The sequence below is a fragment of the Mucilaginibacter sp. GW822-FHT03E02 genome, from assembly GCF_058801545.1.
The window spans coordinates 2,863,964-2,877,294 of sequence record NZ_JBXANJ010000001.1; the positions used below are offsets into that span (position 1 = coordinate 2,863,964).

Consider the following 13,331-nt stretch of genomic DNA (forward strand, 5'->3'; position numbering starts at 1 on the left):
ATGTTTTAATAACTTATAAGGTTATCCTAATTCACCCTGATGAACGTTATGGTGTCAATAAGCCTTGAAAAGTTAGCTGTTACTTTAGTGGTGTAAGAACTGTCTGTCGTTTTAATAATCTCGGATGTCAATACAGCGTACTTTGGGATGTGCGGAGCCTTCTTAAGGGTTTCTTCGGTAGGCACAAGTGTATAGGTACAGTCGCCAAGCCATTTTACATGCAACGTCGACCTCCGGGAATCAGTGGTGCCCAATACCCATTCGCGCTGCAAATCCCCATTACGCTCTATAAAGTAGGGCGCACCTTTAATTGTTGCCCTAAATTTCCCGTTTCTGAAACGACTGCAGTCGTTAGGCTGTATTATGCAAAACAGCAGCAGCCATGCAGGTAAAATCAGTTGTTTCATCATTTGAATTTGAAAAACCTAATCTAAAAAAAATTGTGGTCTTTAGCCGTAGGCCTTAAGCGCTATGTCAAAAAATAATTTAAAACTTTATAGGCTTAACACTACTATAAAAACTCATATGATTCTCGCAGATAAGTAAACAATTTGGGGTGCAGGTCATCCAGCAACGCAATACGGATATGGTTCTCAAACTTATTACCCGCGGCCACACTTTTGAGCACCGGCTTTTCAGGATGGGGGCCTTTCGAGTAAAACTTAATATCCAACTCCTTTTTCATCGGGCGGATTACCAGGAAGGTTAACCGCCGGGTAAAAACGATACAATTAGGCGTAGTGCCAACCAGCACATCCTCCCAGCCGGCTACCTCGGCCAGTATTTTATCAAATACCAGTACAAGTTCCGGCGGGCGGCCTCCAAGCAAACTGTCAAGGCTAACCCGCGCGCAATAATGCCGCTGTTCAGGCTTCGGCAGTTCGCGCTCACATTTCGGACAGGTCCAGCTCATAGTCCATTTTTTGCCTAAATTTAGCGAATGCTCCCGAGGTCATGAAAAAAACTGTGCCTTTTGATTTATTGCCTCCCGGCCAGTACTATCAAAAAGCGGGCTATTGGCATGATGAGTATTTATTTTGATCGAAACATAAATTAACTCCACCAATCGACAAAATCAAAATGACAACGGGCGAATTTGCCGCACCTCCCGGCTTCATGGATTAAACAGCTTCCAATGTCCTTCGCTAATAACCTCAATGCTGTCATCGGTCACTTTTATGGCTGTCTGATCGTCAATCGCGTATGATGGCACCGCTATCGTAGCGGCCAGTTTTTTAATATTGTCCATAGAATTCCTCGGAAACCATTCATGATCTAAATGGGGGTGTATCGCAAAATCAACCAGTTTCAGCGACTTATCGCTTCCGGCCGGCAAATTATGGTTGCCGTAGGTGGTTCCAAAACGGGTCATGATCATGCTTCCGGCGCTTAAGCCCACATACACTATCCTTTGCAACAACGAAGGCAAAAGTTTTGCCAGGCCCGATTGCTGCATCCAGTAACACAAATACTGGCAATCGCCCCCGCCAACCAGCAAGGCATCAGTTTCCTGCAACATGGGCAACCAAAGCTCTTGTTTGATACTTGGTAGTGCAGTAAGCTCCAGTATCCCTAATGATTTCCAACCCAGGTCACAAAAAGGGTCGCCTAACTGCCCGCAAATTACCTTGCGTGCTATATCGGCACCGCCGGCTATGGCGTATATGGCGGTAGGGATAAAAAGGGCGTGGGCTTCGGCAACGGGTTTCCCCAGTAATTCAATAAGCGCGTTATGGATGCTCGTATTGCTTATACCTGCAGACGTGAGAAGCAGCTTCATGATATTTCAAATTAAACGGTTAAAATTATTATATAAAATTAAAATGAAGGAAGTAAATGTATGTGGGGTAATTGCGCCAATATCAAGGTGTTTTGCGGCGATATGCGGTGGTTTAGAGCTATTATGTACCTTAAAGAATGGCTGGTAATACCTGGCTTAAACCTTGCCGATCAAATGAGAGAACACATTTTCTCAACACTTGTCCAATTCCAAAAACCTCAATTGTTATCGGGTTATAATTCATAAATTCAATAACAATTAAAGCTTAACAAAATGAACGAGTACGCATTAATTATGAGACACGAGGATGGCACAAAGATAGCCTCGCCGGAGCAAATGCAAATATGGATGAAACAAACCATGGACTGGATAGGCAGTATTGCCGCCCAAAACAAATTTGTGAGCGGCACGGGCCTGCCTTTTGATGATGCCCGTGTGGTACACTCCAACAAAATGGTTACCAATGGCCCCTTTGGCGAGATTAAGGAAACTATAGGCGGGTTTATTGTGGTGAGGGCCGAATCTGCCGACGAGGCTGCTGAATTTGCAAAAGGCTGCCCGGTATTGCAAGGCGAAGGTAATACGATGGAAGTGCGCCGTATTGCCAAAAATGATGGGGCACACTAAAAGTTTTAAAAAGCCTCTGTACATTTACGGAGGCTTTTCCACTTTTTATGGAACAACAGGAGTTAATACCACATTTATTCAGATCGGAATACCGGAAAATCGTCTCAGTATTGTACAGGCGCTTTGGGTTTGATGAAATGGAGACAGCCGAAGATATTGCCAGCGAAACCTTCCTTACCGCTGCGCAAACCTGGGGTTTTAACGGCCTGCCCCAAAACCCTGTAGCCTGGTTGTATCGCGTTGCCCAAAACAAGGCAAAAAATTATCTGCAGCGCAATTTAACCTTCGAAACTAAAGTTGTGCCGCAAGTCGAAAGCGATTTTTCAGAACATTATGAAACCGACATAGATTTATCGCCGCAAAACATCAGCGATAGTCAGTTACAAATGATGTTCGCCATTTGCCACCCGTGTATCCCTCCCGAGGCGCAGGTTGGCTTATCGCTCAGGATCCTTTGCGGGTTTGGCATTGACGAGATATCCGAGGCTTTTCTGAGTAACAAAGAAACCATAAACAAGCGTTTATACCGGGCCCGGGAAAAGTTACGGGAGGAGCAAATCAAAATAGAACTTCCCGCTCCGGCTGAGATAGATAAGCGGCTGGATGTTGTATTAACAACCATTTACCTGCTGTTTAACGAGGGGTACTATTCCATTAGCCAAAACCAGGTGCTTCGGCAAGACTTCTGTTTTGAGGCCATCAGGCTTTGCCAAATGCTTGCCGACAACGAGCATACCCATAAGCCCCCGGTTGATGCCTTGCTTGCGCTGATGTATTTTCACGCCTCGCGCTTTGATGCGCGGGTAAACGAAAACGGCGGGATCATTTTATATGACGATCAGGACACAAGCCTGTGGAATGCGGATATGATACTCAAAGGCGGATATTATTTAAACAGGTCGGCCGTTGGCAGCACACTTTCAAAATACCACCTGGAGGCCTCCATAGCCTATTGGAGCACGCAGAGGGCTGACACCAAGGAGAAATGGGAAAACATACTACAGCTTTACAATCGCTATTTGCAGGTTGCTTACTCGCCTGTGGCGGCACTTAACCGTACCTATGCCCTGGCTAAAGCAAACAGTAAAGAGGAAGCTATTGTTGAAGCCGAGAAATTGAACCTGACGGGCAATCAATTTTATTTTGCGTTGCTGGGCCAGCTTTATACCGGTATCGATGATCTGAAAGCAAAAACAAACTTTCAAAACGCCCTGGCTATTGCCAGGACCCCGGCAGATAAAAATATCATTCAGAAAAAAATAGATGAGCTTAAGGAGTGACGGGCATACTGCTCCGCTGTCCGAAGTCTCCGACTTCGGTTGATTATGCCTGTAGTTTGCAACTACAGTAACCCTATTTTTATGATAAACGATATCCTGTTAAAAAAACTCCCTTATAGTCTGGAGACTACAAACATAGTAGTACGAAGTCTCAGACTTCGTACAGCGGAAGATTTCGTACAGCGGAGGCAAAACAGCGTAATCGCAAAATACCTGCTTAATCCGGCGCATTATTTATGCTACCCGGGCTTTCCAGCTTATGGATTAAATTTCCAGAAATCGCTGAAGTACGCCGGATACGTGGCTCCGCCCGCTATTTTACTACCTGCTCCAAGGCCGAAATATGCGGTGTTGCCAATTACGAATCCAACAGCTGCCGACCTTTCCTGCCCTTTAAAATCTTCGGCTTTAGTCCATTGATCCGTCGCTGTATCATATATCAGTACAGCTTTACGGAATTTCAGATTTTGGCCAATTCCGCCAACAACATAAATCTTGGTGCCCATAGCAAAGGTAACCGGGTTATAAAGCGGCTCAATAACGTCGGCCTTTTTTGTCCATTTGTCTAAAGATGGGTCGTATACCCAAAAATCACTCACAACCTCGTCCATGCTGGTACCACCCCCCACATAAGCCTTGCCATTAACAGAAGCACTGATCATTTCGGCAATGCCCGTTCCGGGATAATCTGCCATCTGGATCCATTGATCGGTAGCAGGAGTATATTTCCACAGATCTTGTTTTGTTCGCAAAAGGCCGCCAAGTAAATATCCATAACCACCTATTGAAAAAGAAATTGAGCCTTGTCTTTTGCCGCCGGGAAAATCTGCTTTTTGTATCCATGTATCGTTGGAAGGATTGTATTCCCAAAAATCGCTGTATAAAAGATTGGTACTATAGTTAAACCCGGTACCCATATACGTTTTGTTGTTTATCGAGAATCCGGCCATCAGCCCCATTCCTTTCCCGGGATAGTCATTTAGCTGATGCCATTTATCAACCGAAGGATCATACTGAAATACATTGGCGGTGCTATGGCCGGAAGGCTCCTCATATTGTCCACCAATTACATATCCTTTATTACCCTCGGAAAATCCAAACGTCCAGCGAAGTGCGGTACCCGGGTAATCTTTTAACTGAACCCATCCCTTCGACTCTACTTTTGTCGTATCTTCTTTGGTTGTATCTACTTTTGTTGTATCGGTATTATTACCCTTATCCGGTTTAACATGAAGTTTTTTACATGAGGTGGCAACGAAAAGCAATGAAATTGCAATTATCGTCAGGCTTAATTTAGGCATGGCAATTCAAATAGGTTTACTATATAAAGTTATAACAAAAAATCACAAAACCAAACGGAAAATTCCCGCTGTTTGACGGATCCGACGGACGATTATATCTGTAGTTTGCAACTACTGTACCCACTTCATATCTTTATGCTAAAAGATATGATCGCCCTCCATCAGCTTCGTATCAAAGCGCACATGGCATAGTATTCACGAAAGCTGCTGCCGGTTTAATTTGGCAAAATAGCCTGCTTAATCCGGCGCATTATTTAGCTATCTTTAACAATAAAATTATTGCTGATGAAAAAAATCACGCTCATTGTCTTATTGTTGGTTGCTTTTTTGTTGGGCTACGGCTTTAGTCAATTAACCCGCAAACCTATCCCCGGCCCAAGAGTAACAGCGCTCGGCGGAATATTCTTTAAGGCCAAAAACCCGGCGGCATTAAAGGCCTGGTACGAAAAAAACCTGGGTATGCGTATGGTAGGGAGTGGCACCAACTTTGAATGGCACCAGGGTATGGACAGTACCAAAAAAGGCTTTACCTTATGGGCGCCGTTTAAGGAAACCACCAAATATTTTCAGCCTTCAGAAAAACAATTCATGATCAATTACCGGGTAGAACAGCTGGATGCGTTGCTTATCAAACTAAAAGCCTCGGGCATCTTACCAACAGATTCGGTAGAAAGGGTCAGTTATGGCAGTTTTGTCCACCTGATGGACCCGGAAGGCAATAAGATTGAGCTTTGGGAACCCAACGATGTTGAATATGCCAAAATGGGTACAATTACTACGAAATAGCTCTTCGTATCGTTAAAAACAAGGAATTAGAGTCGGTTGAAGATTCGATTATTTACGGGTCCTGCGTTTTTTGTCTATCCCAGCGCTTCCCTTCATAAAGTACTACGGTGCCGTTAAACAAATCAACATCCTTTGGCGCAACCCATTCCTCAACCCGCCTTACCATGCCATAAGGCGATGTTGTGCGCAGCGCCCGCGGCTTTTGCCCACTGGTGGTTACAAAGGCTTCCTGCTCCTGTACTACCAGGTAATCGTTACCATTCTGGTAAACCACGGTATCTTTCCATTCAAAATCCGGCAGTACCAAACTCGCGGCAAAAATGGCACTTACCGGCAATATCGCAATGCTTAACAATATGGCGGCCGGCAAGGCAAAACGCGGCTTATACAGCATAAAACTGATAAGCAAAGTAAATAACAGCCCAGCCAGTCCAAACAAACCTAAGGTTGTACCGGTAAGCAGCCTTAAAACGCCATTCATAATTTGGATGGATAATAACGCCTCCCAGGGCAGCAGGCCCAGTAAAGCTATAAAAGCAAACGCCACGATGCGTTTAACAGGCCATTTCATAATGATTTAACCGGAATAGGTTCATGCATGCTCGAAGGAAAGATAGGTAATTTGCCGGGACTTTACAATGGTAAAGGCACCTGTGATCGCTGCCTCCCACAGCATAATTATTGATTTGAGCCGCGCACCTTTTTAGAAAAAAAGCGTTCATTTAATTTGTTCTGTTAATTTTATCATTTGATATGAAAACAGCGCAAAAACCAATTCATTCGGGATTTAATGCAACCAGCACAGCGGCCGAAGTTGCCGCAGGCCACAATTTAACCGGGAAAATAGCTGTAGTAACCGGCGGAAATTCAGGAATAGGTTATGAAACCGTTAAAACACTGGCCGATACAGGGGCGCATGTTGTAGTGGGCGCCAGGGATGCGGAAAAATCAAAAGAGAGGCTTGCCGGTCTTAAAAATGTATCCTTTATCTCGCTTGACCTGGCCGATCCCGCTTCTGTGGATGCCTTTGCCAAACGTTTCCTGGCTGAATATAACAGCCTGCATTTACTCATTAACAATGCAGGATTGTATCGTCCGCCACAATTCCTTACAGACAAGCGGGGCTACGAACTTCAGTTTGGCGTAAACTACCTGGGGCACTTTCAACTTACCGGGCGGCTATGGCCAGCCCTGAAAAATGCCGGCGGGGCACGGGTGGTTGCATTATCTTCTATAGGCCACCGGTATATGGGCCTGCAGCTGGATGACCCGAATTTTGAAAAACATCCTTTTGATAAATCGAAAGCTTACGGACAATCCAAAACCGCCACCTCACTTTTTGCTGTCGAACTGGACAAGCTTGGGCAGCAACATCATATAAGGGCCTTTGCCGTACATCCCGGCGCCATACTTACAGATGCCTTCCGTTATATGACGGAGCAAGAAATACAAGCCTGGACTCAGCGGGTAAAAGGCATTAAAACCACGCAACAGGGCGCAGCTACCTCCGTCTGGTGTGCCCTAAGCCATCAGCTTGACGGTATAGGAGGCGTTTATTGCGAGGATTGCGATATCGCAGAACTGGTGCCCGACGATTTGCAGGCAGGCTACGGCGTGCGTTCCTTCGCCATCGACCCTGACCAGGCGACTGCATTATGGCAGTTCAGCGAAAAAGTTACGGGTGTTATTTACGGTTGAATCGCCCCTCACTACCCGCGCGGGTTACGGGAAAAAAGGTTGATGCATACAGATGCAGGTATGTTGAATTATTATTATTTTTGATTTATGGAAACTTTAATTGTACATCCTAAAGATCAGAAGCAATTAATAGCGATTAAAGCGTTTTTAAAGGCATTGGATGTTTCTTTCAAAAAAGAGCCCGCAAGCCCTTATAATCCTGATTTTGTCGCAAAAATTAAAAGGGGCGAGAAAGCGTCTAAAGCCGGCAAAGGAGTGAAGGTTGATGTTAATAATCTATGGAAATAGAACTTTACGGGGATGCCGTCAAGGATTTTCATTTTGGAAGAAGTCGGGAAATATAGCTGTACAGAAAAAAATACAGCAACTCTTTGCTGCAACAATTGCAAATCCATTTGAAGGAATTGGCAAACCAGAGGCCTTAAAATATGATCTTTCCGGAAAGTAGTCCAGAAGAATTAATGAAGAACATCGCATGATTTACGATGTCCAGGGCGAGGTAATCAAGGTTTATTCATTAAGAGGCCACTATTTATAACCATTGCCCCCATTGCACATTTTACCTATAGCCTTGTTAATTTCCAAACCTAAACTCCCTCTTGGCGCTTGTGTGCCTGAAATGCGGGCAGATGACTTGTGATTTTCTAAAAAGTCACAGGTCAGCCGCTATATTGCCCCCAAACACAAAAGTCTGGTAGGCAAGTAATGCCTAATTGCCGATGTTAGTGAAGCATATGGCCCTACGCATTGTATATATGACCATATTTTTGTATTTTTACGTAAGACCATCCGGTTAACAAAATGTTAAAAATATGGACATGGGAATTATTGATTTAGAAGTTACTACAAAAAACGAAAAATACCTGCTTACAATTAGAGAATTGCGTTCAAAGAATTTCAGCAATAACCTGCCTTTCCTGATTCTCTCCGACAAATTGCCCGATGGGCAGGTCTACCGGGAGTTTCCAGATGGACACATAGAGTTACAGCAGGTTTTTTTTGCTGGTTCTAATTACACTTATAATTTGATCCGGGTACTGTCGGCGTCTGACGCCAATAAGGTACGTGAGGAAAATGGATTATTCTAAACCAACCTTACTGGTTATCTCCGGCCCAAATGGTGCAGGCAAGTCTACGCACATTCAAACCATGCTTCCTGTTGAGTTCGAGGAGATATTATCATTTGACCGGGACAAAACCCGGACAATGTTTGAGAAGCAATTGATTGATACAGGTACACCGGCAACCGGGATCACCGCAAAAGCAACCCGAATGATGGAAGAACGACTTGTGGAGGAAATGAAAGCCGCAATAAAGGAAAGAAAACATTTCGTATTAGAAACACCTTTATCTCATCCAGATTATTGGCGCTATATCGATTTGTTTGAAAATAATGCATACCAAATTCAGCTGAACTACCTTTGTCTCGATAAGGTAAATGATTGTATTGCAAGGGTTGGGCAAAGAGTATTGGAGGGCGGACATTATGTTGAACCTGCAACTATAAAAGGTGTTTATCAAAAAAATCTGGAACACATTAACGAATTTATAAGTACATTCAAGGTTATAGAGTTGTATGACGGTATGAGAGTGCCAACCTTATTAGTTAGGATAGAGGACAACGTAATCACCACAGTTCAATCTTACGCAATAAAAAAGACCTGGATTAAAACCGGGCTACCAGCTATTGCAAATAAAATCAACCGATATTTTCAATCTGAAATTACTCCGGCCCGAAAAGCTCCGCGCAGAAAATTAGGAAGACAGCCTTAAAACGTAAGCTTCTATGTTTTAGCGATATATAAGTATCCTGAGAATTATACGCAACCTTTTGCAATCTAAACTCCCACTGCTTTAAAAACATGAATTGTGCCTGCCGGGTAGCTTGCAACAGTAAGCGCGTCAAGATCGGGCTTTAAATTGGGCACCATAACTTTAAGCGTTTTTTGCTGAAAATGGGCGGCTTTTAAAGGGTTTTCAGTGTCGTCTACCAATATTTTCAGCAGTTTATTGGTTTCGGCTAAAATTATAACAGACTGGCCAGTAACGGGCTTATCGCCCAGGTTTAACATTTTTTTTGCCTCCTGGTTTACAAACAGAATTTCATGGTTTTCGCTGATGCCAATCACGGCATCGGGCATTTCTTCGGCCAGTGTTTTTATCCGCAATTCGGCTGCTATAAGTTTGGTTAGGCTGGCATTCTCCTGTTCGCCAAGTTTGGTTGCCATGCTATTAAAAGCTTCGGCCAGGCGGGCAAACTCATCGCTTGTTTTAAAATGCAGCCGGGTATCGTAGTTTTTTATACTGATTTGCTCCAGGCCATCGGTCAGCTCCTCTAACGGGTTGAGTATAAATCCCGGGAAATTGACAATTAATATAAAAAGGATCAAAAAGGTAATAAATACCATCCCCCCAAGGTACAGGGTTGATTTGTTGACGGTGGAGTGGGTGTAATTATTTTTAAGCTCGATAGCATGCATGTTCAGGCCTTCGATATCTTTCAGCTGCAGGCGCGCATCGCGCTCGGCCTGTTGCTGCTGATTTAAAGGCAGCGAAGGCGTACTCAACAAAACAAAGGCTTTGCGCAATTGGGCCGTTGCCGCGCTTTCGCCGGGTTCGGTGATATTGTTTTCCTGCTTTTTTAGCGACTTGTCAAATGTTTCGGCTACTGCAGGCTTTAGCGGCAGGTCGTTTTCATCCAAAACAGCACGCATCTGGCGGGTATAAGTTAAAGTAGCGTAGTTGTTTTTTAAGGTTACGCTGGCAGTTTCGGATATTACTTTAATGTAATAGATAGAAACAATGCCAAAAATAACCACAACAACAAACAAGAGGCCAAATCCTAACAAAAGCTTTTTTTTGATTTTCATAGCTATACAATGTGTTAAAATGTAATAGTACCTTAAGCAGGGGAGGAAGACTGAGAGTAAAGGTAATTAAAAATATATCCGGATTATAAGGTTTTTGAAGCAAGGATTGTTATTTGATTTCACTTAAAGCATCTGTTGTTTTTTAGTCCGTCAAATAACCTGGCTCGTGCTTTCTGGTTATTGCACCATTTACACGCGGGCTATGTGTAATTAGTTTTCAATTATCATTTAAGCCCAAACAAAACATATAATTCTTAACTTTAAAGTTATATGCTGCCTTTACTCCTCTCCCAACAAATACGCCAGGCCGACGCCTTTACCATCGCCAACGAGCCGATAGCTTCTATCGAATTGATGGAACGGGCCTCGAAAGCATTTGTAGGCTGGTTCATCAATCATTTTCCGGATAAAAACACAAGCATATCCTTTTACTGCGGCACCGGTAATAATGGCGGCGACGGACTGGCTATTGCCCGGCTGCTAAACGATCATCAATATAAAAAACTAAGCGTTAAAATAGCTTACTTCAGCGAACGGCAGACCGACGAATTTAATGTCAACCTGCAAAGATTAAAACAAACCGGAATCAATATTGTCAAATTAAACAAAGGCGCAGCACTGCCATTAGACGAAGGCATTATACTAATTGATGCCCTGCTTGGCACCGGGTTAAACAAACCGCTCAGTGGCGACTATGAGCGCCTGGTAAGCTACATCAACAACCTTGACAGAACAGTAGTTGCTGTAGACGTGCCAACCGGCTTTTTTTCGGAACGCGAGATATTACCTAACGCGGTAGCTATAAAAGCCGACCTGGTGATTACCTTTCAACAGCCTAAAATCAATTTCTTGCTGCCCGAATCTGCATCTTATATCAATTGCTGGGAAGCGGTAAATATTGGCATCAATGAAAGTTTTGTACAATCGTTAAACGCCGAATACCAGTTTATTGAAGAGAAAGACATTCGTAAAATACTGAAACCCCGCCGTGCTTTTAGCAACAAAGGCACTTACGGGCATGTGCTTATCATTGCCGGGCAGGAAAAAACCATGGGGGCGGCCTTACTTAGCGCATCAGCCGCGGCACATGCCGGCGCCGGCTTAACAACGGCCTGTGTGCCCGCGAGCGGGCTAACCGCTTTAAATAGCTACCTGCCCGAAATTATGGTAATAGTACGTAATGAGCGTGAATTACCGGAAGTTGAATGGGCGAAATTTAATGCCGCAGCCATTGGGCCCGGTTTGGGCCAGGGCGATGATGCCATAAAACTATTAACAGCCCTCATCAAAAATTATAAAAAACCATTGGTTATTGATGCCGATGCTCTTAATTTATTGGCGGGAGATAAAGAGTTGTTAACAAAACTGCCCGCAGGAAGCATTTTAACGCCCCACATGAAAGAGTTTGACCGCCTGTTTGGCGAGCATACCAGTTGGTGGAAAAGACTTGAAACCGGCCTTGAACAAGCCAGGGAACTGAATATTTATATTGTATTGAAGAACAACTATACTATAACTATAACACCCGAAGGCAAATGTTATTTTAACCCCACAGGGAATGCAGCGATGGCAACAGGAGGCATGGGCGATGTACTTACCGGCATAATTACCGCCTTGCTTGCTCAAAAATATACTCCTTTAGAAGCTTGTTTGGCAGGAGTTTATATACACGGAAAAGCCGGGGACGAACTTGCCTTGCCAAGCCGGCTTAATGTGGTATTGCCGGGTAAACTTATTACTCAACTGCCGGCTACCATGGCAAAGTTGATGGCATAAAAAAAGGATGCAAGTATCATACATCCTTTTTTATTAACTATTAACTGATCTTATAAAGAACTAAATACTCATGTTTATGAGTTAGATCTATCACTTTCATTTTCGTTACTTCACAGGCTCTGTTTAATCTAACTGGTTATAAGACGTCGGTGACATCCTAATAGTTACAAAAAAACGAATAAATGGTTTGGCTTATTGTTAAATAAGCATTAAATAATTTACAAAACAGGCAGTAGCTTAACAAATACGCCCAAAATTGCCCGAAAATGACAATTTTTGAATATAAAAAAGCGCGCAACACCCCGTATTGCATGCTTTAACTTATAATTTTCAGGAAAAGAGTGTGTGTTTTTAAAATTTACCAATAACCATCATTTGGTCCATTGTTGGGTTAACACTGCCGCCACGCGGCTCAAGTGTTACCGCAAATGCATCTGCCGAAGCCAGCGACTTCATCTCTTTAATATTGGTCAGCGTATCAGCCGCCGAATCAAATACGCCCAGGTCAACGGGCTTGCCGCCTACAAGGGCCCAAAGCTGGTATTGATGTGCTTTATCATTTACCGGCATTTTCATGTTGGCCATATCGATAACCACTTTTTTATGTACCGGGCTAAACGCCACAGTTAATACTGAACCTGGTGTTTTGGCGGTACCTTTTAATCTTAGCAATTTGTAGGTAGTGTCGCGGTAAAGCGTCAACTCGCCGTCCATCAGCTTAACCTGGTTGGCAAAATGCTGTTTATCTGATTGCAGGGCAACCAATTGCTCGTTTGAGGCTTGCAGCTTGCTGTAAACATTCACCAGGGCAATGGTACTTGCTATCAAAAGCGCAAGGCTGGCCGCAAAAGCATATTTATAAAAACCACTGTCCTTTTTTTGAACAGGCAGGGTTACAATATTATCGTCATTATCTTCATCCTCCCCGTCCGCATCATTATCCTTTTGGGGATGCGCTTTACTAAAATTCCTGTCATCGCCCAGGTTGGTAAGCAGGCTGCCTAATACGCGGTCGCGTAAATTTTCTGATGGTTCAACTGCGTTTTCCTGTGCATATAATTCCATCGAGCGTTCAATTTCATCCAGTTCGGCTTTTATCTCCGGATATTTTGAAGCCATCTCTTCCACCTGGCGCTTTTCGTCGGGGGTTACATCCCCCAAAACGTAAAGTTCCAGTATCCCTGTCTCTATATATGCTTTTAAATCTTTCACT

The 13,331-nt window shown here is 43.7% G+C and carries 15 protein-coding genes and 1 pseudogene; 9 read left to right on the forward strand and 7 right to left on the reverse strand.

The window, feature by feature from the left end; genetic code table 11:
- Positions 1–26: 26 nt before the first annotated feature.
- The 3 genes from AC1RM2_RS12025 to AC1RM2_RS12035 all read right to left on the reverse strand — a co-directional run bounded on the left by AC1RM2_RS12025 (position 27) and on the right by AC1RM2_RS12035 (position 1,780).
- Positions 27–410, reverse strand: coding sequence for a hypothetical protein (locus AC1RM2_RS12025; RefSeq protein ID WP_492985323.1), 384 nt, complete (start codon positions 408–410; stop codon positions 27–29).
- 101 nt (positions 411–511) lie between these two features.
- Positions 512–913, reverse strand: coding sequence for a DUF5655 domain-containing protein (locus tag AC1RM2_RS12030; protein ID WP_492985324.1), 402 nt, complete (start codon positions 911–913; stop codon positions 512–514).
- A 201-nt stretch (positions 914–1,114) separates the two neighbouring features.
- Positions 1,115–1,780 carry a Type 1 glutamine amidotransferase-like domain-containing protein gene (locus AC1RM2_RS12035; protein WP_492985325.1) on the reverse strand — a complete coding sequence of 222 codons (666 nt, stop codon included), beginning with the start codon at positions 1,778–1,780 and terminating at the stop codon, positions 1,115–1,117.
- A gap of 273 nt (positions 1,781–2,053) precedes the next feature.
- Here AC1RM2_RS12035 and AC1RM2_RS12040 point away from each other — a divergent pair, with 273 nt between their 5' ends.
- Together AC1RM2_RS12040 and AC1RM2_RS12045 are read left to right on the forward strand one after the other, a co-directional pair.
- Positions 2,054–2,407, forward strand: coding sequence for a YciI family protein (locus AC1RM2_RS12040; protein ID WP_147055852.1), 354 nt, complete (start codon positions 2,054–2,056; stop codon positions 2,405–2,407).
- Between the two features lie 47 nt (positions 2,408–2,454).
- Positions 2,455–3,687, forward strand: coding sequence for an RNA polymerase sigma factor (locus AC1RM2_RS12045; RefSeq protein WP_492985326.1), 1,233 nt, complete (start codon positions 2,455–2,457; stop codon positions 3,685–3,687).
- A gap of 257 nt (positions 3,688–3,944) precedes the next feature.
- Here the strand turns inward: AC1RM2_RS12045 and AC1RM2_RS12050 are convergent, their stop codons facing one another.
- Positions 3,945–4,988, reverse strand: coding sequence for a Kelch repeat-containing protein (locus tag AC1RM2_RS12050; RefSeq protein ID WP_492985327.1), 1,044 nt, complete (start codon positions 4,986–4,988; stop codon positions 3,945–3,947).
- 285 nt (positions 4,989–5,273) lie between these two features.
- Here AC1RM2_RS12050 and AC1RM2_RS12055 point away from each other — a divergent pair, with 285 nt between their 5' ends.
- Entirely contained in the window at positions 5,274–5,774 is a 501-nt protein-coding gene (locus AC1RM2_RS12055; RefSeq protein WP_492985328.1) for a VOC family protein, read from the forward strand.
- Positions 5,775–5,826: 52 nt separating this feature from the next.
- On the opposite strand, the gene AC1RM2_RS12060 is transcribed toward AC1RM2_RS12055, so the two are convergent.
- Positions 5,827–6,345, reverse strand: a complete 519-nt coding sequence (locus AC1RM2_RS12060; protein ID WP_492985329.1) for a hypothetical protein — start codon at positions 6,343–6,345, stop codon at positions 5,827–5,829.
- Between the two features lie 182 nt (positions 6,346–6,527).
- Between AC1RM2_RS12060 and AC1RM2_RS12065 the strand changes: the two genes are divergently transcribed.
- The 5 genes and pseudogenes from AC1RM2_RS12065 (at position 6,528) to AC1RM2_RS12085 (ending at position 9,245) form a co-directional block, all read left to right on the forward strand.
- Positions 6,528–7,472: an SDR family NAD(P)-dependent oxidoreductase gene (locus tag AC1RM2_RS12065; protein WP_492985330.1), complete on the forward strand. Its 945-nt coding sequence runs from the start codon at positions 6,528–6,530 to the stop codon at positions 7,470–7,472.
- 87 nt (positions 7,473–7,559) lie between these two features.
- Positions 7,560–7,760, forward strand: coding sequence for a DUF2683 family protein (locus AC1RM2_RS12070; RefSeq protein ID WP_492985331.1), 201 nt, complete (start codon positions 7,560–7,562; stop codon positions 7,758–7,760).
- Positions 7,738–8,010 (forward strand): annotated as a pseudogene (locus tag AC1RM2_RS12075) (Txe/YoeB family addiction module toxin). Before AC1RM2_RS12070 ends, AC1RM2_RS12075 begins: the two are co-directional and overlap by 23 nt.
- 274 nt (positions 8,011–8,284) lie before the next feature.
- A complete protein-coding gene (locus AC1RM2_RS12080) occupies positions 8,285–8,560 on the forward strand; it encodes a hypothetical protein (protein ID WP_492985332.1) in 276 nt (91 codons plus the stop codon).
- Positions 8,547–9,245, forward strand: coding sequence for a zeta toxin family protein (locus AC1RM2_RS12085; RefSeq protein WP_492985333.1), 699 nt, complete (start codon positions 8,547–8,549; stop codon positions 9,243–9,245). Before AC1RM2_RS12080 ends, AC1RM2_RS12085 begins: the two co-directional genes overlap by 14 nt.
- A 65-nt stretch (positions 9,246–9,310) precedes the next feature.
- Here the strand turns inward: AC1RM2_RS12085 and AC1RM2_RS12090 are convergent, their stop codons facing one another.
- Positions 9,311–10,342 carry a HAMP domain-containing protein gene (locus AC1RM2_RS12090; RefSeq protein WP_492985334.1) on the reverse strand — a complete coding sequence of 344 codons (1,032 nt, stop codon included), beginning with the start codon at positions 10,340–10,342 and terminating at the stop codon, positions 9,311–9,313.
- A 270-nt stretch (positions 10,343–10,612) separates the two neighbouring features.
- Here AC1RM2_RS12090 and AC1RM2_RS12095 point away from each other — a divergent pair, with 270 nt between their 5' ends.
- A complete protein-coding gene (locus AC1RM2_RS12095; protein ID WP_492985335.1) occupies positions 10,613–12,118 on the forward strand; it encodes an NAD(P)H-hydrate dehydratase in 1,506 nt (501 codons plus the stop codon).
- 351 nt (positions 12,119–12,469) lie between these two features.
- Here AC1RM2_RS12095 and AC1RM2_RS12100 read toward each other — a convergent pair whose 3' ends face one another.
- Positions 12,470–13,330, reverse strand: a complete 861-nt coding sequence (locus AC1RM2_RS12100; protein WP_492985336.1) for an anti-sigma factor — start codon at positions 13,328–13,330, stop codon at positions 12,470–12,472.
- Position 13,331: the final 1 nt, after the last annotated feature.